General features: G+C 67.8%; 16 protein-coding genes. 6 read left to right on the forward strand and 10 right to left on the reverse strand.

The genetic code is table 11. The annotated features are described in order from the left end of the window. Positions 1-3 precede the first annotated feature (3 nt). Positions 4-1035, reverse strand: a complete 1032-nt coding sequence (locus OG607_RS15790; protein ID WP_405723696.1) for a hypothetical protein — start codon at positions 1033-1035, stop codon at positions 4-6. A 191-nt stretch (positions 1036-1226) separates the two neighbouring features. Between OG607_RS15790 and OG607_RS15795 the strand changes: the two genes are divergently transcribed. Beyond that, positions 1227-1694 carry a hypothetical protein gene (locus OG607_RS15795; protein ID WP_405723698.1) on the forward strand — a complete coding sequence of 156 codons (468 nt, stop codon included), beginning with the start codon at positions 1227-1229 and terminating at the stop codon, positions 1692-1694. 487 nt (positions 1695-2181) lie between these two features. After that, positions 2182-3558 carry an IS1380 family transposase gene (locus tag OG607_RS15800; protein WP_405723700.1) on the forward strand — a complete coding sequence of 459 codons (1377 nt, stop codon included), beginning with the start codon at positions 2182-2184 and terminating at the stop codon, positions 3556-3558. A 214-nt stretch (positions 3559-3772) separates the two neighbouring features. Here the strand turns inward: OG607_RS15800 and OG607_RS15805 are convergent, their stop codons facing one another. The 9 genes from OG607_RS15805 to OG607_RS15845 form a co-directional block, all read right to left on the reverse strand. Then, positions 3773-6676 (reverse strand): BTAD domain-containing putative transcriptional regulator, encoded by a 2904-nt coding sequence (locus OG607_RS15805; protein ID WP_405723702.1) that lies wholly within the window; start codon positions 6674-6676, stop codon positions 3773-3775. A 33-nt stretch (positions 6677-6709) separates the two neighbouring features. Next, a complete protein-coding gene (locus OG607_RS15810) occupies positions 6710-7477 on the reverse strand; it encodes a BTAD domain-containing putative transcriptional regulator (RefSeq protein ID WP_405723704.1) in 768 nt (255 codons plus the stop codon). 269 nt (positions 7478-7746) lie between these two features. Beyond that, positions 7747-8769, reverse strand: a complete 1023-nt coding sequence (locus OG607_RS15815) for an ABC transporter ATP-binding protein (RefSeq protein WP_405723706.1) — start codon at positions 8767-8769, stop codon at positions 7747-7749. Next, positions 8762-9760 carry an ABC transporter ATP-binding protein gene (locus OG607_RS15820; protein WP_405723708.1) on the reverse strand — a complete coding sequence of 333 codons (999 nt, stop codon included), beginning with the start codon at positions 9758-9760 and terminating at the stop codon, positions 8762-8764. The genes OG607_RS15815 and OG607_RS15820 overlap by 8 nt, the downstream gene beginning before the upstream one ends. Before the next feature lie 14 nt (positions 9761-9774). Further along, on the reverse strand, positions 9775-10761 hold the full coding sequence (locus OG607_RS15825) for an ABC transporter permease (protein WP_405723710.1): 987 nt from the start codon (positions 10759-10761) through the stop codon (positions 9775-9777). A 23-nt stretch (positions 10762-10784) separates the two neighbouring features. Then, positions 10785-11708 (reverse strand): ABC transporter permease, encoded by a 924-nt coding sequence (locus OG607_RS15830; protein ID WP_405723711.1) that lies wholly within the window; start codon positions 11706-11708, stop codon positions 10785-10787. Positions 11709-11778: 70 nt separating this feature from the next. Beyond that, entirely contained in the window at positions 11779-13422 is a 1644-nt protein-coding gene (locus OG607_RS15835) for an ABC transporter substrate-binding protein (protein ID WP_405723712.1), read from the reverse strand. Between the two features lie 141 nt (positions 13423-13563). Beyond that, the gene (locus OG607_RS15840; protein ID WP_405723713.1) at positions 13564-14241 is read right to left on the reverse strand and encodes a hypothetical protein; all 678 of its coding nucleotides are present in this window, start codon (positions 14239-14241) and stop codon (positions 13564-13566) included. After that, positions 14234-14761: a SigE family RNA polymerase sigma factor gene (locus OG607_RS15845; RefSeq protein WP_405723715.1), complete on the reverse strand. Its 528-nt coding sequence runs from the start codon at positions 14759-14761 to the stop codon at positions 14234-14236. The genes OG607_RS15840 and OG607_RS15845 overlap by 8 nt, the downstream gene beginning before the upstream one ends. Positions 14762-14948: 187 nt before the next feature. Here OG607_RS15845 and OG607_RS15850 point away from each other — a divergent pair, with 187 nt between their 5' ends. From OG607_RS15850 to OG607_RS15865, 4 genes are all read left to right on the forward strand, one after another. Beyond that, complete coding sequence (locus OG607_RS15850; protein ID WP_405723717.1) at positions 14949-15686, forward strand: SAM-dependent methyltransferase; 738 nt, start codon at positions 14949-14951, stop codon at positions 15684-15686. A gap of 720 nt (positions 15687-16406) precedes the next feature. Then, a complete protein-coding gene (locus OG607_RS15855; protein ID WP_405723719.1) occupies positions 16407-17387 on the forward strand; it encodes an ABC transporter permease in 981 nt (326 codons plus the stop codon). A 56-nt stretch (positions 17388-17443) separates the two neighbouring features. Then, the gene (locus tag OG607_RS15860) at positions 17444-18403 is read left to right on the forward strand and encodes an ABC transporter permease (protein WP_405723721.1); all 960 of its coding nucleotides are present in this window, start codon (positions 17444-17446) and stop codon (positions 18401-18403) included. Between the two features lie 5 nt (positions 18404-18408). Continuing rightward, positions 18409-20532 carry a dipeptide ABC transporter ATP-binding protein gene (locus OG607_RS15865; RefSeq protein WP_405736802.1) on the forward strand — a complete coding sequence of 708 codons (2124 nt, stop codon included), beginning with the start codon at positions 18409-18411 and terminating at the stop codon, positions 20530-20532. Position 20533 lies beyond the last annotated feature (1 nt).

Genomic DNA, 20533 nt, shown 5'->3' on the forward strand with positions numbered 1-20533 from the left:
GGGCTACCCGGGCCCGAGGTATCCCGCCGCCCCCGGAGGAGGTCCCGGGGGCGGCGGGTCCAGGTACGTCCCGCCGTAGGCCCCGAACGTCGGCATGGTCAGCGTGTCCTGCCCGGCGAACCCGGCGAACTCGTCCGGGTCGAAGGAGTCCGACCGCCACCCGAAGGGCCCCTCCGCCCGTGGGAGCAGCAGCAGCGTCACCACCACGGCCGCCACCACCGCGAAGGCCGCCCCGAACTGTCCCACCGTCGGGGCCGTCAGCTCGGTGGCGGCCAGCACCGGCACCGCCAGCGGCAGCAGCAGCCAGGCCACCGCGATCCCCATCGGCCGGGCCCAGGGCATACGCACCATCGACGCGACGGCCGCTGCCGCGCACAGCCCGACCGTCGACCAGCTCAGCCAGCCGAACGGCGTCCCGAGCAGCGCGTTCACCAGATAGCCGCCGGTGACCGTCCGCCAGAAGAACCCCGGCGGCTGCTCCGCGCCGTCCAGTCCCGCCATCCGGGAGAACTGCCAGGCGCCCATCATCCCGGCCACGACCAGCAGCAACAGCCCCGCCAGCACCCCGGCGGCCGCCCTCGGCGGCGACGGCTCCCGCCCCGGCAGCACCCGCCGTCCCCGCACCACCGTCACCAGCAGCACCACCGCGCCCAGCACCTCGCCGGCCGCGGTCAGCACCAGCTGACCCTGCACATCCATCGACCCGTCCCACTGCCCGCCCAGGATCAGCACCGCCGGGGCCCTGAGGGCGAGCGTGACCACGCCCACCGCCACGAACGCCCCCGCCGCGACCGCCCTGAAGGCCGCCACCGCCGTCACCGCGTACAACCCGATCAGCGCCGCGTCCACCACCGAGGTGTTCAGCGGCGCGCCCCCGACCGGCACCGCCAGCCCCGCCCACACCTGCCAGAGCCCGTCCCCGCCGACCACGCTGACGTCCTGGGCCACCCATCCGGCCTCGACAAGCGCGAGCACGCCGCACACGAGCGCGCCGACTCGTCGCGCCGTACTGGCGAGCGCGAATCCCTGCCGCATGGCCACCTCCTGGGCCCGTGACGGGCAGTCTGCTCCTGATACGTACTGGATACGTACGGAGTGCCCGGACCGTTCAGGGACAGCGGCATCGTCACGACAGAGCGGCGACAGACGTACGACAGAGGCCACTGCAAGGATTTCCTGGTCAGCGCATCACACAACGCGAACACCACACACCCAACGGGGAAAAGATGAAGCGAATACTTGGTACTGGAATCCTCGCCGGAGCACTCGCCGCTTCGGTGATCCTGGGGACGGGCGTAACCGAGGCACAGGCAAACGTCAGGGGTGTCATCCTGAAGAACAACTACAGCAAGAAGTGCCTCTGGGGAAATGTCACGAAGCGAACCGTCTCGCTGGCGAAGTGCAACAAGAACAGCTACAAGGACAGCTGGTACATCTCGGGCAACCTGATCCTGAACATGGACGATCCGGATTTCTGCCTGTATGCGCCGAAGAAGTTCGAGGGCACCCCGACCCTGGCATGGTGCAGCAGCGCCGATCCACGGTACCTCTGGGTTCACGCGAGCACCAGGGACGGCGCCTCGACACCCTTCGCCAACACCAAGGGTGGATATCTCAAGTCGGTCGGCGGCAAGGTGAAGTCCGGAAAGAGGACCAGCGCCAAGAGCCCGTTCTTCTGGACGATCGACTACTGATCGACCTGCACGGCGGCACAGGCCCGAGGGGGGCTTCCACCTAGGCGAGGCACCCAAGGCGGTGGGCGCCTCGCCTAGCCTCGGGCTTTCACGAACCGGGCTGTCCGAGGCTTGATCACAGCTGCGAGAAGTACTTCTGACCAGCGATATTGGGACTTGTGGAGGGTCCTGTTGGGTGCGGGGAAGGAAGCACTTCTCAGGTGAAGCGGCATGCCGCCTTCCCCACCCGGGCACTCCGCGGCTGCCGTCCCCGTCCGTCTATGCTCGCAGTGATGAGGTCGCCCGCACGGTAAAGAACGGGACCCGGGGTGCGGTCAGGGTCGTTTGCCTCATCACCTTCGCGTGATCGGCTCCGCGTAGTTAACCTCGCGGAGTCACCTGAGCGGCTTGTCCGACGGGTGGTCAGATGAGCAGAAAGTGCCTCTGACCAGCAAGAATAAGGATTGTCTAGGCCCTTGTTCCCGCGCCTGTCGGAGGCACTTTCCAGGTGAGCAATCGTATCGGGTTGTACCCGCGTGTCCGCGTCGAGGGCGGGGGTCGCGGCGTTGTTTCACAGGCCGGGGCCGTCCTGCTGGTCGAGACGGTCCGCAAGGCTGGGCTGGATGCGGCGATGTCGACGGCCTTGGTGCCGTGGCGCAAGGCCCGCGCCGTGCATGATCCCGGGAAGGTACTGCTGGACGTCGCGCTTGCCGTGGCCCTGGGCGGGGACTGCCTGGCGGACATCGGCGTGCTGCGGGCCGAGCCCGCTGTGTTCGGGCCGGTTGCCTCCGATCCGACCGTCTCCCGCCTGATCGGTGTGCTGGCCGCGGCCGGTCCCCGTGCGCTGGCGGCCATCCGCCGGGCACGGGCCGAAGTCCGCGAGCGCGCATGGCGATTGGCCGGCGAGGCGGCCCCGGATACGGGCGGCGAGGTGATCGTGGACATCGACGGGGTGCTGGTCCTGGCGCACTCCGAGAAGGAGGACGCCGCCGCGACCTGGAAGAAGACCTTCGGGCATCACCCGCTGCTGGCGTTCGTCGACCACGGTCACCAAGGATCCGGGGAACCGGTGGCGGGTCTGCTGCGGCCGGGGAACGCGGGCAGCAACACCGCCGCCGACCACATCGACATCGCCCGCCTGGCCCTGGCCCAGCTGCCGAAGAAGTACCGGCGCGGACGAGCCACCCTGGTCCGCACCGACTCCGCCGGAGGCACCCACGAGTTCCTCGACTGGCTTTCCACGCGCGGCCGGTGGCTGTCGTATTCGGTGGGGATGACCATCACCGACGCGGTTCACCAGGCCGTGCTGAAGGTCCCGGCTTCGGCCTGGACGCCGGCCGTCGAACCCGGCGGCCAGGTCCGTGACGGTGCCTGGGTCGCCGAGCTCGCCGGGGACGTCCTGACCGGCTGGCCGAAAGGGATGCGGCTGATCGTCCGCAAGGAACGGCCCCACCCCGGCGCGCAGTTGCGCTTCACCGACGCCGACGGCATGCGGCTCACCGCGTTCGCCACCAACACCAAGCACATCCCGATCGCCCGGCTGGAGCTGCGGCACCGCCAGAGGGCCCGGGCCGAGGACCGCATCCGCGCCGCCCGCGACACCGGCCTGCGCAACCTGCCCCTGCACGGCACCGCGCAGAACCGGATCTGGCTGGAGATCGTCCAGATCGCGCTCGACCTGCTGGCCTGGATGCCCATGCTCGCCCTGACCGGGCCCGTCCGCCGCTGGGAGCCCAAACGCCTACGGCTGCGGCTGTTCTCCGCCGCCGCCCACCTCGTGACGACAGGCCGCCGCCACTACCTCCGCCTCGCCCGCCACTGGCCCTGGACCGACCTGATCACCAGCGCGTTCGCCCGCCTGCAAGCCCTCCCGAAGCCCGGCTGACCAGCGGCAAAGCCCCATCTCGACGAGCACTCCAACGGCCGGAGCCGTGGAACCCGGCGCCCACCCGACGCGACAGACGGGCCCTCACCCTGCCCGCGACCGGCCCAACAAGCCAAAACGGCCCGCCGGACAAGCCGACGGGTCGCTATGAAAGATCGAGGCTAGGTGGGTTGTCAAGGCATAGATGCCTGCGGAGGCATCACCTGAGCCAATATCACCGGTCCTCTTGAGATTCGTCTGTCTCCTGCGCTTCATGCCCGGTATTCACGGCCAGTGCCTCTCGCCGACAAGCCCGGGCCCGTACATCCTGTCCAAAATTCCCCAGGATCCGGGCGAGCAGCTTAAGGGCCTCCGCTGCCTGCTGGACTGCGCCGACTTCCTTCAGGATGGCGACCGAGTGTTCGGCATGCGGCAGAGCCTCCTGCCACTGATCTGCCCGGATGTGCATATCGGCCAACCGGAAGTGCGTCAGGCCTTCCCACATTCGCTGACGCTCGCTTTGAAAGATGCCCATCGCCTCGGTCAAGTGCATCTGGGCGTTGCCAAGGCGGGCCGCTGCAGTCAAGGCAACCCCCATGACATACAGGCCGTTTCCGTATCTAGATCCGGCCCCCAAATCCTTGTAAATATCGGCCATCCGACGGCCGTTCTCCACAGCGGAGTCCACGTCTCCGAGTTCTACCTGCAGGCGGGACAAGTTCCCCAGCGTAGACGCTTCCGCCGGCATATTTCCGTCCTCGCGAAAGGATTGCAAGGCCACAGTGTAGTGCTGCACGCTTTCGGCAAATCGGCCCGCCCAGCGTTCAGAGATACCGAGCAGATTGTGAGCGTATCCGAAAGTAACGGGGTCGCCTGTAATACGCCCCAGCGGCAGCGCGCGCCTGGCCTCCATCCCGGACTCCGCAATACGTCCGGCAGACATCAGCGACTGGGCGCGATGCACGCGAGCCCGCCCTTCGGAATACTCGTCACCCCGCTCTTCCGCTGCAGACATCACTGCGCTCGCGACCTGCTCAAATTGGCGGACATGACTGCCCGACTCATGCAGTGTATTTGTCAGAAGAAGCAGTTCCGCTGCCTGTCGCAGGGTTGCTGCTGAACCACAGGCTGCAGCTTGGTGTGCAACAACGAGAAGACCAGGAGCTTCGGCGAACAGCCACTCCAAGGCGTGGCCTCGCGAGGTGAATGCCAAACCTGGACGGGAAACGGGGCTCAGGTGATCCAAAGCTCGGTCGCCGGGCAACTCGAGTTCATAGACATTTCTGGTGGAAGCTAGATAGAAATCCATCAGCCGAGCAAGAGCAGCCGTCTTGGACTCTTCACTCTCAAAGCGTTCTACGCGATCGCGTGCGTAAATCCTCAGCAGGTCGTGATAACGGTAACGCTCCGGCGACACCGCCTCAATGAGGTTCATATCGGCCAGGGACTCAAGTATTCTCCCAGCTCCGCCTTCAGTCATGTCCAGCACGGCAGCAGCCATGTCCACCGAGAAAACAATGCTGTCAGGGAAAGCCAGAAGGCGGAAGGCTCGTGCATGCTCCGGTGCGAGGTGCGCATAGCTCAGCTCAAAGGTGGCTCTGACCGCAAGATCGCCTGTCTGTAATTCATCAAGCGTCTGCCGCTCGTCGCTCAATCTTCTTGCCATGTAGGACAGCGTCCACGCACGTCGCGTGACCAACCGTGACGCGGCGATTCGGACCGCCAAGGGCAGGTAGCCACAAGCCGCAACCACGTCCAAGGCAGCTTGGTGCTCGGCCTCGACCCGGTCCTTTCCCAGAATCTTGCTGAACAGCTCAAGGGCTTCGTCCGGTGTCATGACCCCGAGATACACCTGTCGGGCACCTTCAAGGTCGCCCATCAGGATCCGGCTGGTGATCACCACACCACAGCCGGGTGCCCCCGGCAGCAACGGTCGTACGTGAGCCGCGTCCCTCGCATCGTCCAGAAGTATCAGCACGCGGCGTCCGGACAAGGTGGAACGGTAGAGAGCGGCCCGCTCTTCCAGCGCGGCAGGGATTTTGGAGTTACTGACGCCCAGCGCTCGCAGGAACGCTCCCAGCACGACCTCTGGGTCAGCGGGATTCCCGCCGTTTCCCTGAAGATCAACATATAGCTGGCCGTTCGGATAGCAGCCTCGCAGCAGGTGGGCAACGCGAACCGCGAGGGCAGTCTTACCAACGCCCCCAATACCGGTTACGGCTGAGATCGCCATGATGACGCTCTGGTCGCCGGTGAGCTGTCGGTCCAACTCCTGAACCAAGGAGTCCCGGCCAGTGAAGTCAGGGACGCTGGCGGGTAGCTGGGCGGGAATGACCAGTTCGGCTGAAGGCTCAGGCTGCGAGGGCCGGTGCAGCAGCTCCGGGTCGGCATCCAGGATTCGCCGATGGAGGTCAGCCAATTCAGCGCTGGGATCGATGCCCAGCTCATCGGCCAGCACCTTACGCGTGTCGGCAAAGACACCCAGCGCCTCGGCCGGCCGCCCGCTCCGATACAGCGCCAACATCAACAGCCCGCGCAACCGTTCATGCATCGGGTGCGCGGCCGACAGGCTCGTCAGTTCGGAAACGACCTCTATGTGGCGGCCCACCAGCAGTTTGGCGTTCGCTCGTTCTTCGAGAGCGTCCATACGCTGCTCCTCGAGACGAGCGATGTCCGCCTCAATGGCGCCTGCTTCCACATCGGCCAGAGGGGTCCCTCGCCATAGCGCAAGAGCCTCGTCGTATCGCTCGACCGCGTCAGAAGGCAGATCCTGCTTGATGTCGTGGCGGGCTTGCTCGACCAACAGCCCGAAGGCGTCGACATCCAGCCGCGCCGCCTGAGTCCACAGGACATATCCCGGCTTCCTGGTGACTATCAACTCATCACCAGTGGAGCCAAGGGCCCTGCGTAGATCAGTGACCAAGGCCCGTATCCGAGCTGCGGCGCTGGCCGGCGGCGATTCGCCCCAAATCCCCTGTGCCAGCTGGTCAGTTGACACCACGCGGTTGGCCGCGAGCAAGAGCAGCGCCAGAAGGCTTCGCTGCTTGCCCGTGAGCCTGACCTCGTGCCCAGCCACACTGAGCTCCAAGGGGCCCAGCAGGCCGAACTCGACGTCCGTCCCGGCCACAGTCCCATTCACGGGCCCAAAGATAGACCAGGCGTGCGACGGGGATCACCGTGCCGACGAGACCAGAGCACACGTCCGCGCGCTCGCGTTACGGCGGAGCAGTTGAGCATGCAGGTCCTGCAGATCCCCGCCGGGCTCGTCACCGAGTTCCTCGATGAGCCGGCCGCGGATGAGCGAGTACCGCTCCAGCGCCTCGGCCTGGCGCCCCCGCCGGTGCAGCGCCAGCATGAGGAGGCCAGTGATCGTCTCGTCCAGCGGATGCTCATCGGCGAGGTACGACAGATCGGGCACCAGCCCTGCGGTGCGCCCGACGCGGAGCCATGCTGCGGCGGCTGCGACGCGCACCGCGAGATGCTCCCGGCGCAGCGCCTCACGTACCCGCTCCGCCCAGGCGGATTCGACATCTGCCAGCGGCGTTCCGGCATGCTGCCCGGCAGCACTTTCGTAGAAGCGGGCAGCCGCCTCGTCCTCTGCCGCCGCCCGGCCTTGGCCGACAAGGCTCCGAAATCGATGAAGATCGACGCCCTCTGGCCCGATGTCAAGGAGATAGCCTCCCCGGTGCCGGACCACACGGTGGGCATGACCTGCTTCCGCCAGGGCCTGCCGCAGCCGCTTGGCAGCAGTGAAGAGAGCTCCCCGCGGATCCACCGGCGGCGAAACGCCCCAGATCCGCTCGCTCAGGATGCCGTCCGAGACGAACTCGCCCGGCTGCCACGCGAGGGACGCGAGCAGCGCCCCGGCCCGCCCGGACACCGGACGGACCACTCTTGCCTCAGCTTCGAAACCCACAGATCCCAGCAACCGGATGTCCATCCGCACTCCCCGTCACGCCCGTCGCATTCTTGCCAGGGGAGACACTCGCACCGGTCCGCACGGAAACCGCACGGATCGTGCACGGCCTGCATGCACGGCCGCCGCACCGCGGACAAATGCAGCCGGTCGGGGCGACGATGTCGCCCCGACCGGCTTACGGCACCCGCACGGCCGTACGTTGATCAGCGTGTAGCGTCCGTATATCGGTGATGCGACGGTTGAGTTGCCTGCGTGTTAAAGAAATCAATCCCGGTATGCGAGGCATTGCCCTACTTCTGCTCCTCCGCGAAGTGGCACGCGCTGTCGTGCGCCGCCGGCGTGTCCACGCCCCGGAAGACCGCCGGGACGGCCAGCGCCGGGACTTCCAGCGTGCAGCGCTCCTGTGCCTTCCAGCAACGGGTACGGAAGCGGCAGCCGGACGGCGGATTGGCCGGAGAGGGGACATCGCCCGTCAGGACAATGCGCCCGCGGTGCTCGCGGGCGGTCGGATCCGGAACGGGGACGGCGGACAGCAGGGCCTGGGTGTAGGGGTGGGTGGGGTGCTCGTAGATCTGCTCGTCGCCGCCGATCTCGACGATCCTGCCGAGGTACATCACCCCGACGCGGTCGGAGATGTGCCGGACGATCGACAGGTCGTGGGCGATGAACATGTACGAGAGGCTGAACTCGTCCTGCAGCCGCTCCATGAGGTTGATGACCTGCGCCTGCACCGACACGTCCAGCGCCGACACCGGCTCGTCCGCGACGATGATCTCCGGCCGCAGCGCCAGCCCGCGCGCGATGCCGATGCGCTGCCGCTGGCCGCCGGAGAACTGGTGCGGATAGCGGTTGATGTACTCGGGGTTGAGGCCGACGACGTCCAGCAGGTCCTGGACCCGCTTGCGGCGATCGCCCTTCGGCGCGACCTCGGGATGGATCTCGTACGGCTCACCGATGATGTCGCCGACCGTCATGCGGGGGTTGAGGGAGGTGTACGGGTCCTGGAAGACCATCTGGATGTTGCGGCGCACCGCCTTGAGGGCACGGCCGGACAGCTTGGTGATGTCCTCGCCCTTGTAGAGGATCCGGCCGGAGGTCACCCTTTCCAGGTTCATCAGCAGCTTGGCCATGGTCGACTTGCCGCAGCCGGACTCGCCGACGATGCCCAGCGTCTCGCCGGCGAAGAGGTCGAGGTCGACGCCGTCCACGGCCTTGACCGCGCCGATCTGCTTCTTGAACAGGATGCCCTGGGTGAGCGGGAAGTGCTTGTACAGGTCGCGGACCTGAAGGATGGGCTCCCTCGCCTCAGCCATCAAGGGTCTCCTTCCAGAAGTGGCACGCGCTGGCCCGCGTCGCGCTCACCTCGTACAGCGGCGGCACATCCGTGCGGCACACGGCCTGTGCCATCGGGCAGCGCGGGTTGAAGGCGCATCCGGGCGGGATGTGCAGCAGGTTCGGCGGCAGGCCCTTGATCGCGTAGAGCTCCTGGCCCTTCTGGTCCAGGCGGGGGATGGAGGCGAGCAGGCCCTTGGTGTACGGATGGGCCGGGTGCCGGTAGATCTCGTGGACGGGGGCGGTCTCCACGATCCGGCCCGCGTACATCACGGCGATGTAGTCGGCGACGTCCGCCACCACGCCCAGGTCGTGGGTGATGAGGATGAGGCCCATGCTGTACTCGCGCTGCAGCTCCGCGAGCAGCTCCATGACCTGCGCCTGGACGGTGACATCGAGGGCCGTGGTCGGCTCGTCGGCGATGATCAGGTCCGGCTCCAGCGCCAGGGCCATCGCGATCATGATGCGCTGCCGCATGCCGCCGGAGAACTGGTGCGGGTAGTCGCCGACCCGGTCCCGGGCCGCCGGGATGCGTACCCGGTCCATCAGCTCGATCGCCTTGGACTTGGCGTCCTTCCTCGACAGGCCCTCGTGGACGATGAACATCTCGGCGAGCTGGTTGCCGACGCTCAGCACGGGGTTGAGGGAGGACAGCGCGTCCTGGAAGATCATCGCCATCTTCGCGCCGCGCACCTTCCTCCTGTCCTCGGCGTTCATCTTCAGCAGGTCCTGGCCCCGGAAGAGGATCTCGCCCTTCGTGACGAACCCCGGCGGCGAGTCGAGGATGCCCATGACCGCCTGGGCGGTCACCGACTTCCCGCTTCCGGACTCGCCGAGGACGGCGAGGGTCTCGGCGGCGCTGACGGTGTAGCTGACGCCGTTGACGGCGTTGGCGACGCCGTCCCGGGTCCGGAACTCGACGTGCAGGTCGCGTACTTCCAGCAGCGGTGGCTCGGTCGGCTCGGTGGTCATTGACGCCTCCGTCATCAGCGCAGCTTCGGGTCGAGGGCGTCGCGCACCGCGTCGCCGAGCATGATGAACGCGAGCACGGTCACGCTCAGCGCGCCCGCCGGCCACAGCAGCATGTGCGGCGCGTTGCGGATCTGGCTGGACGCCTGGGAGATGTCGATGCCCCAGGAGACGGTCGGCGGCTTCAGGCCGACGCCGAGGTAGGACAGGGTCGCCTCCAGCGAGATGTACGTGCCGAGCGCGATCGTCGCGACCACGATCACCGGGGCGACGGCGTTGGGCGCGATGTGCCGCAGCAGGAGGCGGGAGTTGCCGGCCCCGAGCGCCCGCGCGGCCTGTACGTAGTCGTTCTGGCGGGCCGTGATGACCGAGCCGCGCGCGATGCGGCCGATCTGCGGCCAGCCCAGCAGGACGATGAAGCCGATCACCGGCCAGACGGTGGTGCCGGTGACCACGGACAGGAACACCAGCCCTCCCAGCACGATCGGGATGCCGAAGAAGATGTCGCTCACCCGGGACAGGACGGCGTCCCCCCAGCTGCCGAAGAAGCCGGCCAGTCCGCCCAGCACGCTGCCCAGGATCGCCGCCCCGAGGGTCGCGCAGACGCCGACGGTGACGGAGGCGCGGGCGCCGTAGACCACCCTGGTGTAGACGTCGCAGCCCTGGTTGTCGAAGCCGAAGGGGTGGCCGGGGGCCGAGCCCTTCTGGGAGTTGGCCAGGTTGCAGCTGAGCGGATTGCCGCTGGCGATCAGGCCCGGCCAGATCGAGATCACCACCAGGAAGGCGATCACCAGCGCCGACACGATGAACACCGGATTGCGCCGCAGATCCCGCCACGCGTCCGACCACAGGCTCCGCGGCTTCTCCGTCGTCCCGTCCGGCACGGTCTCGTGGCCGGGCGGGCGCTCCAGGCCGCGCGCCTCGTCCTGGGCCAGGTCCATGGTCGCCCCGGTGCCGCCCGCAGGCTCCATGGCCTCGTCGGGGTGGTTCTTGGGCTCAGGCATGACGGGACCTCCGCTCGGAGCGCCTACGCATAACGGATCCTCGGGTCCAGGACCGCGTACAGCAGGTCCACCAGCAGGTTCGCCGCCAGGAAGACGATCACCAGGATGGTCACGAAGCCGACGACGGTCGCCGAGTCGAGCCGCAGGATGCCCTGGTAGAGCTGGAAGCCGACGCCGCGGATGTTGAAGATCCGCTCGGTGACGATGGCGCCGCCCATGAGCGCGCCGATGTCGGTGCCGATGAAGGTGACCACCGGGATCAGGGAGTTGCGCAGCAGGTGGCGGGTGATGACGCGGCCGCGCGGCAGGCCCTTGGCGATGGCGGTGCGTACGTAGTCGGCGCGGGCGTTCTCGGCGATGGAGGTGCGGGTGAGCCGGGTGACGTAGGCCAGGGAGACCAGCGCGAGGACGAGGCCGGGGACGATGAGCTCGTTGAAGGGAGCCTCGGTGGAGACGGACGGCTCGATGACGCCCCATTTGACGCCGAGCAGGTACTGCAGGACGTAGCCGGTGACGAAGGTCGGGACGGAGATCACGATCAGGGTCAGCACCAGCGCACCGGTGTCGACGGGGCGTCCGCGCCGCATGCCGGTGACGACGCCGAGGGTGATGCCGATGACGATCTCGAAGAGGATCGCCACGATGGTCAGCCGCAGGGTGACCGGGAAGGCGCTGCCCATCAGCTCGGTGACCTGCTGGCCGTTGTAGGCGGTGCCGAAGTCGCCCTGGAAGATCTGCGCCATGTAGTGCAGGTACTGCTGCCACAGGGGGTGGTCGAGGTAGAGGTCGTGCCGGATCTGCGCGGCGGTGGCGGGGTCGCAGGCGCGGTCCCCGCACTTGGCGGCGACGGGGTCGCCGAGGGCGTAGACCATGAAGAAGATCAGCAGGGTGGTGCCGATGAACACCGGGATCATCTGCAGCAGACGGCGGATCACATAGCGTCCCATAGGGCCTTCCCGAGGGTCGGGGCCGTGACGGCGGCCGGACGGTTGAGGACCCGGCCGCGGTCCGGGTGCGTCAGCTGCTGACCTTGATCTCGTTGTAGACGGGGACGCTGAAGGGGTCGAGGGCGACGTTGGAGAGCTTGTCCGACCAGCCGGCGCTGCCGTTCTGGTACCACAGCGGGATCGCCGGGACCTGCTCGGCGAGGATCTTCTCGGCGTCCTGGAAGAGGCCGACGGCCTTCGTGGTGTCGCTCTCGGCGTTGGCCTGGTCGACGAGCTTGTCGAAGTCCGCGTTGCTGAAGTGCGAGTCGTTGGACGAGGCGCCGGTGTAGTAGAGCGGCTGCAGGAAGTCCTGGATCAGCGGGTAGTCCATCTGCCAGCCGGCCCGGAACGGCCCGGTCATCTGCTTGTTCGTGATCTTGTTGCGGAAGTCCGCGAAGGTGCCGACCGGGTTGCCGACGCAGGCGTTGTCGTTGCCCAGCGCGTTGTTGACGCTGTTGCACAGCGCGTCGACCCAGTCCTTGTGGGAGCCGGTGTCTGCGTTGTACGAGACCTTCAGGGTGCCGCCGGGGATCCCGCCGCCCTCCTCGATCAGCTTCTTGGCCTCGGTGGCGTTGTAGGTGCAGACGTCACCGCAGATGCCCGCCTTGTAGCCGCCGGCGGTGCCCAGCACCGGTGTCGTCCAGTCGGTGGCGGGGGTGCGGGTGTTCTGGAAGATCGTCTGGGTGATCTGCGCGCGGTTGATCGCCATCGAGATGCCCTGGCGGACCTTCTCCGAGCCGCTGCCGGACCAGTTCTTGTCGTAGAGCGGGAACGACAGGGTCTGGATGATGCCGGCCGGGGTGTTGAGGTAGCGGTCGCCCAGGTCGCTCTTGACGTTCTTGAGCTGCGAGGCCGGGACGTCGTCGACCAGGTCGAGGTTGCCCGCCAGCAGGTCGGTGTAGGCGGTGTTGTTGTCCGTGTAGACCTTCAGGTCCACCCCGCCGTTGTCGGCCGCGTCGTCGCCCTTGTAGCCGGTCCACTTGCGCAGCTTGATGCCGGTGCCCTTGGTGTACGAGTCCACCTTGTACGGGCCGTTGCCGATCGGCGTCTTCACCCAGGCCGCGTGATCGGTGTAGAAGGCCTGCGGCAGCGGCATGAAGGCCGAGTAGCCGAGGGTGTCCGGCCAGGTCGAGAACTTCTGGTTGAGCTTGACGGTGAAGCTCAGATCGCCGGTCCTCTTCAGCCCGGACAGGTCTTTGAGGGCCGGGGAACCGGTCTCCGGGTGGACCTTGTCGTAGCCGTCGATGTAGGAGAAGAAGGAGGAGTTGATCTGCTTGTTCGTCGTCAGCGCCGCGTAGTTCCAGGCGTCGATGAACGAGTCCGCGGTGACCTTCTCGCCATTGCTGAAGGTCCAGCCACTCTTGAGCTTGATGGTGAAGTTCTGCGAGTCCGAGGTCTCGATCGAGTCGGCGACGGCGTTCTCGGCCGCACCCGTCTTCGGGTTGTACTTCTTCAGCCCCCGGAAGATCATCGAAAGCACCTTGCCGCCCTGCACCTCATTGGTGTTGGCCGGCTCCAGCGGGTTCTGCGGGTCCGTCCAGGACGCGCTCAGCACCCCGCTCGCGCTGCTGCTGCTCCCGCCACCGCCTCCCCCGCCACCGCAGGCCGTGGCCGTGGCGGCGAGCACGACGGCCGCCGCACCGGCCGCCCACTTGTAGCGCGTGGCTCCGCGCATCGGGTGCCTCCCTGGGTGTCATGGTTCACAAATGACACTTTGTTACCCATGACATCCCAGGTCGGACCCTGCCGCATGCCGCCGTCACCCAAACGGGTGCCGGGCCCGCACCCCCGTGACGGGCCCGGCCGGTGCCGCTCTCTACTGCGCGAGCCGGGCGACGTTCTGGACCTCCGTGACGGCCACCCACCTGCCGTAGCGCTCGATGGTGACCTTCAGCGGCACGCCGGATTTCGCCGTACCGGCGTAGTAGGAGGCGGAACCATCCTCATGCCACGTCAGACCGCACTCGGTCAGCGCGGCCTCCGTATCCGACACCGCGGCCGTCGCCATGGCGCCGGTGTTGTACTCCGTATCGCGGTGCCGGGCCCTGGCCCCGCCCTTGCCCGAGAAGTTCCGGACGCCCTGCATGAACTGGTACTTATGACCCGCGCCGGGGCTACCGCATGCCTCGTCAAGGCCCACATTCGGGAGGGTGTCGTTGACGGATCGCGGGTGGCTCGGCGCGTAGACAGTCCAGTGCAGCTCCGAATTCAACGGCAGGTCGGCGGCTTCCATCCCGACGATGATGTCGCCCGAGACATACGGATTCGAGCTGGACGGATGCGGGCTCGCCGGCACCGCAGGCCCCGCACCGTGCGGCGCGCCACCCGCCAGCACCGCCCACGACCCGGCCCCCATCGCCGCCACCACGACCACCGCCGCTGCCCCCATCGCCACCCGCCTGCGGCTGCGGAGCCGCTCGCCCATGGCCCGTACGTCCGCCGGGGAGGCCAGCCGCACCGTCAGGCCCTGCGCCATCTCGTCGACCTCAGCCATGAGCAGTGACTCCCTCGGTCTGCGTGTTGGTGTCGGCGAGCCGCTCGCCGAGGATCTTCCGCGCCCGGCTCAGCCGGGTCCGTACCGCTCCGTTCGAGGCTCCGGTCTCCCGGGCCACCTCCTCCACCGGCAGGTCCAGCAGATGGTGCAGCACCACCGCCCGCCGCTGGTCCGCGCTCAGCTCCCGCAGCGCCGCCACCAGCGCCACCCGGTCCGCCGACAGCCCCGGGACATCCGCCGCCGGCCCGTGCCGCAACTGCGCCCTCAGGCGGTTCCGCGTCCTGCGCCACGTGCTCACCGCCAGCCGCATCGCCACCGTCCGCACCCACGGCGTCGGATCCCCCTGCGCCGTCACCCGCTCCCACCGCAGCCACGCCCTCGCGTACGCCTCCTGCACCGCGTCCTCCGCCTCGCCGAGGTCCCCGGTCATGGCGTAGACCATGGCGACCGTCCGCTTGGCGGTGGCGGTGTAGAAGGCGTCGAACTCCGCCTCCGGTGATTGAGCCGCTTGCGTCGACATGTGCCCCCGTCCGTGTTCCCGTTTTGCTTGCTTCCCTGCAGTGAGCACGCCGGGGAGCGGCGGAATGTTACGGGCAAAATCGATGCACGAGGATCCGACGAGGCGGAGACGCGGGTGGTCTGACAGGCGCCCAGTCCGCGGAGGAAATCGACGTGCGTGCGACCTCCGGCGCTGTCAGGCTGCGCCGGTGAACCGTGAACAGATCTCCAGGCTCGCCCATGCCAACCACCCGATCAAGTCCCCGCTGGACGACGACTCGGTGCGACAACTGCTGGAACGTGGCGTCCCACGTGGCGACGAGCGGATACTCGACCTGGGTTGCGGCGGCGGGGAATGGCTTCTGCGCGCCCTGACCGAGCACCCGCAATTGCGCGCCGAGGGCGTCGACATCTCCGAGGACGCCCTTCGACAGGCGCGTGAGGCCGCGAGCAGTCTGGGCGTCCAAGCGCGCCTTGCACTGCACCACCAGGAAGCCGCGGGCTTCCGTTCCGCGCACTCCTTCGATCTGGTAATCAGTGTTGGGGCCACGCACGCCTTCGGCGGCCTGCTGCCCACCCTCGCGGCGGCGCGCAAGCACCTGGCTCCGGGCGGACGCGTCCTGATCGGTGAGGGCTTCTGGGAACGTGAGCCGTCCCAGGAGGCCGTCGAGATGCTCGGGGACTTCACCGATCTGGCGACCACCGTGGACCGCGTCGTCGCCGACGGGTGGACTCCCGTCCACGGGCATGTCAGCACGCGCCGTGAGCTGGACGACTACGAGTGGGCCTGCTGGGGGTCACTGGCCTCATGGGCCCTGGATCACCCTGCCGACCCGGCCGGCTCGCAGGTGCTTGAGACAGCCACGACCCGCCGCACCGAATGGTTGCGCGTCTACCGGGACACGTGGGGGTTCGTCAGTCTGGTCCTGCGTCAAACATCCGGCTGACCCCGGACAAGTCCCGACGCGCCGACCTGGCCCTGGCTTGGTCCGGGCGTATCCGCAGGTGGATGCCGTCGACCCAGAAACAGACGTAGTCGATGCCGGACAGGTCGCGGTCCTGGCCTCAGCGGCATCGTCGTCGGCGCCCTCGCCCTGGCCGGCCGGGGCGGTACTCTCCTTCGCGCTGGACCTTGCGCTGCTCACCGCCGGAATCGCCCGCCTGCTGGGCCAGGCGTTCGGCGCCCGGACCGCGATCGCCCCGGTCGCCGAACGCCTGGCCTTCGTCCTCGTGCCCTGCGGCCTGCTGCTCACCCGTCCGACATCGCGGCCGCACCGTGAAGGGTGCGCGAGGGGTATCCCTCACACGCGCCCGTATCACCCTTCTTCGGCTATGTGCTGTCAAGGAGGGATAACCCGCTGTCGCGGTCAGATTTCTGCAAAGCAGATAACGGATTCATCAAGACCGCTCAGCGCTCGTTGACGCCGCTATAAATAAGTTGCGAAAGTCCACCCAACCCACAAGTCCCCCTGGGACCTGCGGAGTCCGGCCGGACACCACACGAACGCAAGGGCGGGGGCGCTCCCGGTTTGTTTCAGGAATGATAATTCGGCGCGCCGGACTAGGGAACCGTCCGGCGCAGCCGTTGTGCATTTATTCATGTTTTTGGAAACCCAACGCTCGAACCCGTCACACCGGGGTGAGGGCCACACGAGAGAGCTGAGCACGTGGGCCGTTTCATGTTGCGCCGTTTCGTCAACTACCTGGCGCTGGTCATCATCGCGGCCTCCCTCACCTACGCCCTCGCGGCGATCAGCCTCAACCCGAGAGCCAACTTCGAGGGCCGTAACCCGAAGCCCTCGGCAGCCTCGGTGACCGCCACTCTCAACGAGTACAACCTCAACCCCGACACGCCCCTTCTGGTCCGCTTCGGCCACTGGGCTGGCGGCGTCGCGCACGGCGATCTGGGGCGGACCGTCACCGGCGGCCAGGTCAACGACGAGTTCGGCCGCCGGGTCGGCGTGAGCACCCGGCTGCTGCTCATCTCGACACTGCTGGGATCCGTGGGCGGCGTCATGGTCGGCGCATGGGGGGCCATCAGGCAGTACCGGGCATCGGACCGCATCTCGACCCTGGCGTCGTTCGGGGTGCTTGCCATGCCGGTGTTCGTGATCGCCGTGACGCTGAAGCTCTGGGCCATCGATCTCAACGACGCCGTGGGGCACAAGGTCATCGAGTACACCGGGGAGTACGACCCAGGGCTGAGCGGCACGGGCGAGATCCTCCTCAGCCGGCTTCAGCACCTGCTGCTGCCCAGCCTCACGCTGATCGTCATCCAGATCGCCCTGTACAGCCGCTACCAGCGCAGTTCGATGCTCGACGTGCTGGGCAGCGACTTCCTGCGCACCGCCCGCGCCAAGGGCCTGAGCCGGAAGGCCGCGCTGATGAAGCACGGCCTGCGCACCGCGGTCCTGCCGGTTGTGCCACTGCTCGTCTACAACGTCGTTCTCCTCTTCACCGGCGCCACCTTCACCGAGAAGATCTTCGGCTGGCACGGGATGGGCGAGTGGCTGGTCAACTCGATCAGCACCAATGACGTGAACGCCACCGCCGCGGTCGGCCTGTTCACCGCCGTGGTCGTCCTGATCGCGGGCCTGTTGTCCGACGTGCTCTACGCGGCCCTCGATCCGCGCGTGCGGATGAGCTGAGCTTCCTCCCGCCCCGTAACCAGCCGCCCCGATCCCGCGCCCAGAGGAAAGCCACCATGGCCGTCCAGACTCCTTCCGCACAACCCGCGGCGTCCACCGCCGTCACCACGCGGCCGGCCCCGCAGCGCAGAAGCCGGACCCGGCTCACCGCCATCCGCTTCGCGCGCAACCGCACAGCGCTCTTCGGGCTGCTGATGCTCATCCTGCTGTTTCTGATGGCCTACGTCGCCCCGCTGTTCTACAAGTGGAGCTACACGGACCTGGACTTCAACGCCTTCCAGCAGCCGCCGTCGGCCAGCCACTGGTTCGGCACCGACCAGACCGGTTCCGACCTGTTCGCGCTGACCGCGCGGGGCATGCAGAAGTCCCTGGTCATCGGTCTGCTGACCGGTGTGATCTGCACCGTCCTGGCGGCCGCCGTAGGGGCAAGCGCCGGCTATTTCGGTGGCTGGACGGACCGCGGCCTGATGTGGATCGTGGACCTGCTTCTGGTGATGCCCAACTTCCTGATCATCGCGGTGCTTTCTCCCCTGTTCCAGGGGACCACCTGGCTGGTCTTCGTGGTGCTGCTGGCGGCGTTCAGCTGGATGATCACGGGCCGGGTGGTACGCAGCATGACGCTCACCCTGAAGGACCGTGAATTCGTCAAGGCCGCCAAGTACATGGGCGTACCGGCCCCGGTGATCATCTTCCGGCACATCCTGCCGTCGATGGCCTCGATGCTGATCATCGACGGGACGATCCAGGTGGGCACCGCGATCATCGGCGAGACCAGCCTGTCGTACTTCGGCTTCGGCGTGCAGGCACCCGACGTGTCACTCGGCACGGTGATCGCCACGGGCACCCCGGCCGCCCCCTCCTTTCCTTGGCTGTTCTACTTCCCGGCCGGGTGCCTGGTACTGATCTGCCTGTCCATCGCCTTCATCGGTGACGGGCTGCGCGACGCCCTCGACCCCAACTCCAGCCGCGCCAAGGCCAGGAAGAACCGCAAGTCCCAGGAAGGACCCACGTCGTGACCGCCATTCTGAGCAGCCGCGAGCTGACCGCGGAGCCGGAACTCGCCCCCGCTCTGGAGGTCACCGACCTCTCTGTCACCTTCCCGAGCGAGGCCGGCGACGTCCGTGCGGTACGCGGTGTCTCCTTTTCCGTGCGGCCGGGCGAGGTGCTGGGCATCGTCGGCGAGTCGGGATCGGGCAAGTCGGTGTCGTCGATGGCGGTACTCGGCCTGCTGCCCGAGACAGCCGCGGTGAGCGGCTCCGTAAAGCTCCACGGGACCGAACTGCTCGGTCTGGACGACCGGTCGATGACCAAGATCCGTGGCAAGGACATCGCGATGGTCTTCCAGGACCCGCTGTCCGCGCTGACCCCTGTCTACACGGTGGGCGACCAGATCATCGAGGCCCTCCGGATCCACCAGGACCTGGACAAGGCCGCCGCCCGCAAGCGCGCGATCGAGCTGCTCGACATGGTCGGCATTCCCGACCCGGGCCGCCGGGTGGACGCCTTCCCGCACGAGTTCTCCGGCGGCATGCGGCAGCGCGCGGTGATCGCGATGGCCATCGCCAACGACCCCAAGGTCATCATCGCCGACGAGCCCACCACCGCCCTGGACGTCACCATCCAGGCGCAGATCCTGGAGGTCCTCAAGACCGCCCAGGAGGTCACCGGCGCCGCCATCGTCGTCATCACCCACGACCTCGGCGTCGTGGCCGGATTCGCCGACCGCGTCCAGGTGATGTACGCGGGCCGGCCCGTTGAGACCGGCTCGGTGGACGAGGTCTACTACACGCCGCGCATGCCCTACACCATCGGTCTGCTGGGCTCGATCCCCCGGCTCGACGACGACCGGCAGCACGCGCTCACCCCCATCGACGGCAACCCGCCCTCGCTGCACGACCTGCCCCCGGGCTGCCCCTTCGAGGCGCGCTGCCCCATCGCCGTGGACCGCTGCCGCGAGATCGAGCCCGAGCTCCTCGTGACGGAGGTCGACTCGGCGGACGACGGCGGCCACTTCGCCGCCTGCCACCGCAGCGCCGAACTGGCGGACGGCGGTCCCCTGGTCCCCGCAGAGATCTACCCGGTGCCGGAGCTGCCCCAGACGGCGGCGACGGCGCGGGCACCCCGGGAGGAGCGGGCAACGGTTCTGGAAATCGACGGCCTGGTCAAGCACTTCCCGCTGATGAAGGGCGCGGTGTTCAAGCGGCAGGTCGGCACGGTCCGGGCGGTGGACGGCATCGGCTTCGACATCCGCGAGGGCGAGACGCTGGGCCTGGTCGGCGAGTCGGGCTGCGGCAAGACCACCACCTTGCTGGAGATCCTGGACCTGCCGAGCGGGCAGTCCGGGACGATCACCGTATTCGGCAAGGACATCCGCGGCCTCAAGGGCAATGACCGCAAGGCATTGCGCCGCGACCTCCAGGTGGTCTTCCAGGACCCGATGGCCGCGCTGGATGCCCGGATGCCGGTCGGCGACATCATCGCCGAACCGCTGAAGACGCACGGCTGGGCCAAGGACCGGATCGCCGCCCGGGTACCCGAGCTGCTGCACCAGGTGGGCCTGGATCCGGAGCACGCGGAGCGATTCCCTGCGGAGTTCTCCGGCGGCCAGCGACAGCGCATCAGCATCGCCCGCGCGCTGGCGCTGGAGCCCAAACTGGTGATCCTCGACGAGCCGGTCTCGGCGCTGGACGTCTCCATCCAGGCCGGCGTACTCAATCTGCTGGACGAGCTCAAGGCCCGGCTGGGGCTGAGCTATCTGTTCGTGGCCCACGACCTGACCGTCGTACGGCACATCGCAGACCGGATCGCCGTGATGTACCTCGGCCGGATCGTCGAGATCGGCAGCGCCGAGTCGATTTTCGAGGCCCCCTCCCATCCGTACACCCAGGCCCTGCTGTCGGCGGTGCCGCTGCCCGACCCCCACAAGGAACGGCAGCGCAAGCGGATCCTGCTCACCGGCGACCTGCCCAGCCCGGCGGACGTGCCGAGCGGGTGCCGGTTCCGCAACCGCTGCCCCAAGTTCACCACCCTCGACGAGACAGCCCGCACCCGCTGCCGCGACGAGGACCCGGCCCTGCACGACCTCACCGACCGCCCCGGCCATGGCGCAGCCTGCCACTACGCGGCAGCCGCAACCGTGCTGTAGC

This window comes from Streptomyces sp. NBC_01537 (assembly GCF_045040445.1).
Lineage (GTDB): Bacteria > Actinomycetota > Actinomycetes > Streptomycetales > Streptomycetaceae > Actinacidiphila.

Coding starts and splice junctions, on each gene's coding strand:
- OG607_RS15795 (WP_405723698.1), top strand. CDS start 1,227: ATGAAGCGAATACTTGGTACTGGAATCCTCGCCGGAGCACTCGCCGCT.
- OG607_RS15840 (WP_405723713.1), bottom strand. CDS start 14,241: ATGGCTGAGGTCGACGAGATGGCGCAGGGCCTGACGGTGCGGCTGGCC.
- OG607_RS15830 (WP_405723711.1), bottom strand. CDS start 11,708: ATGGGACGCTATGTGATCCGCCGTCTGCTGCAGATGATCCCGGTGTTC.
- OG607_RS15845 (WP_405723715.1), bottom strand. CDS start 14,761: ATGTCGACGCAAGCGGCTCAATCACCGGAGGCGGAGTTCGACGCCTTC.
- OG607_RS15825 (WP_405723710.1), bottom strand. CDS start 10,761: ATGCCTGAGCCCAAGAACCACCCCGACGAGGCCATGGAGCCTGCGGGC.
- OG607_RS15860 (WP_405723721.1), top strand. CDS start 17,444: ATGGCCGTCCAGACTCCTTCCGCACAACCCGCGGCGTCCACCGCCGTC.
- OG607_RS15820 (WP_405723708.1), bottom strand. CDS start 9,760: ATGACCACCGAGCCGACCGAGCCACCGCTGCTGGAAGTACGCGACCTG.
- OG607_RS15815 (WP_405723706.1), bottom strand. CDS start 8,769: ATGGCTGAGGCGAGGGAGCCCATCCTTCAGGTCCGCGACCTGTACAAG.
- OG607_RS15790 (WP_405723696.1), bottom strand. CDS start 1,035: ATGCGGCAGGGATTCGCGCTCGCCAGTACGGCGCGACGAGTCGGCGCG.
- OG607_RS15835 (WP_405723712.1), bottom strand. CDS start 13,422: ATGCGCGGAGCCACGCGCTACAAGTGGGCGGCCGGTGCGGCGGCCGTC.
- OG607_RS15810 (WP_405723704.1), bottom strand. CDS start 7,477: ATGGACATCCGGTTGCTGGGATCTGTGGGTTTCGAAGCTGAGGCAAGA.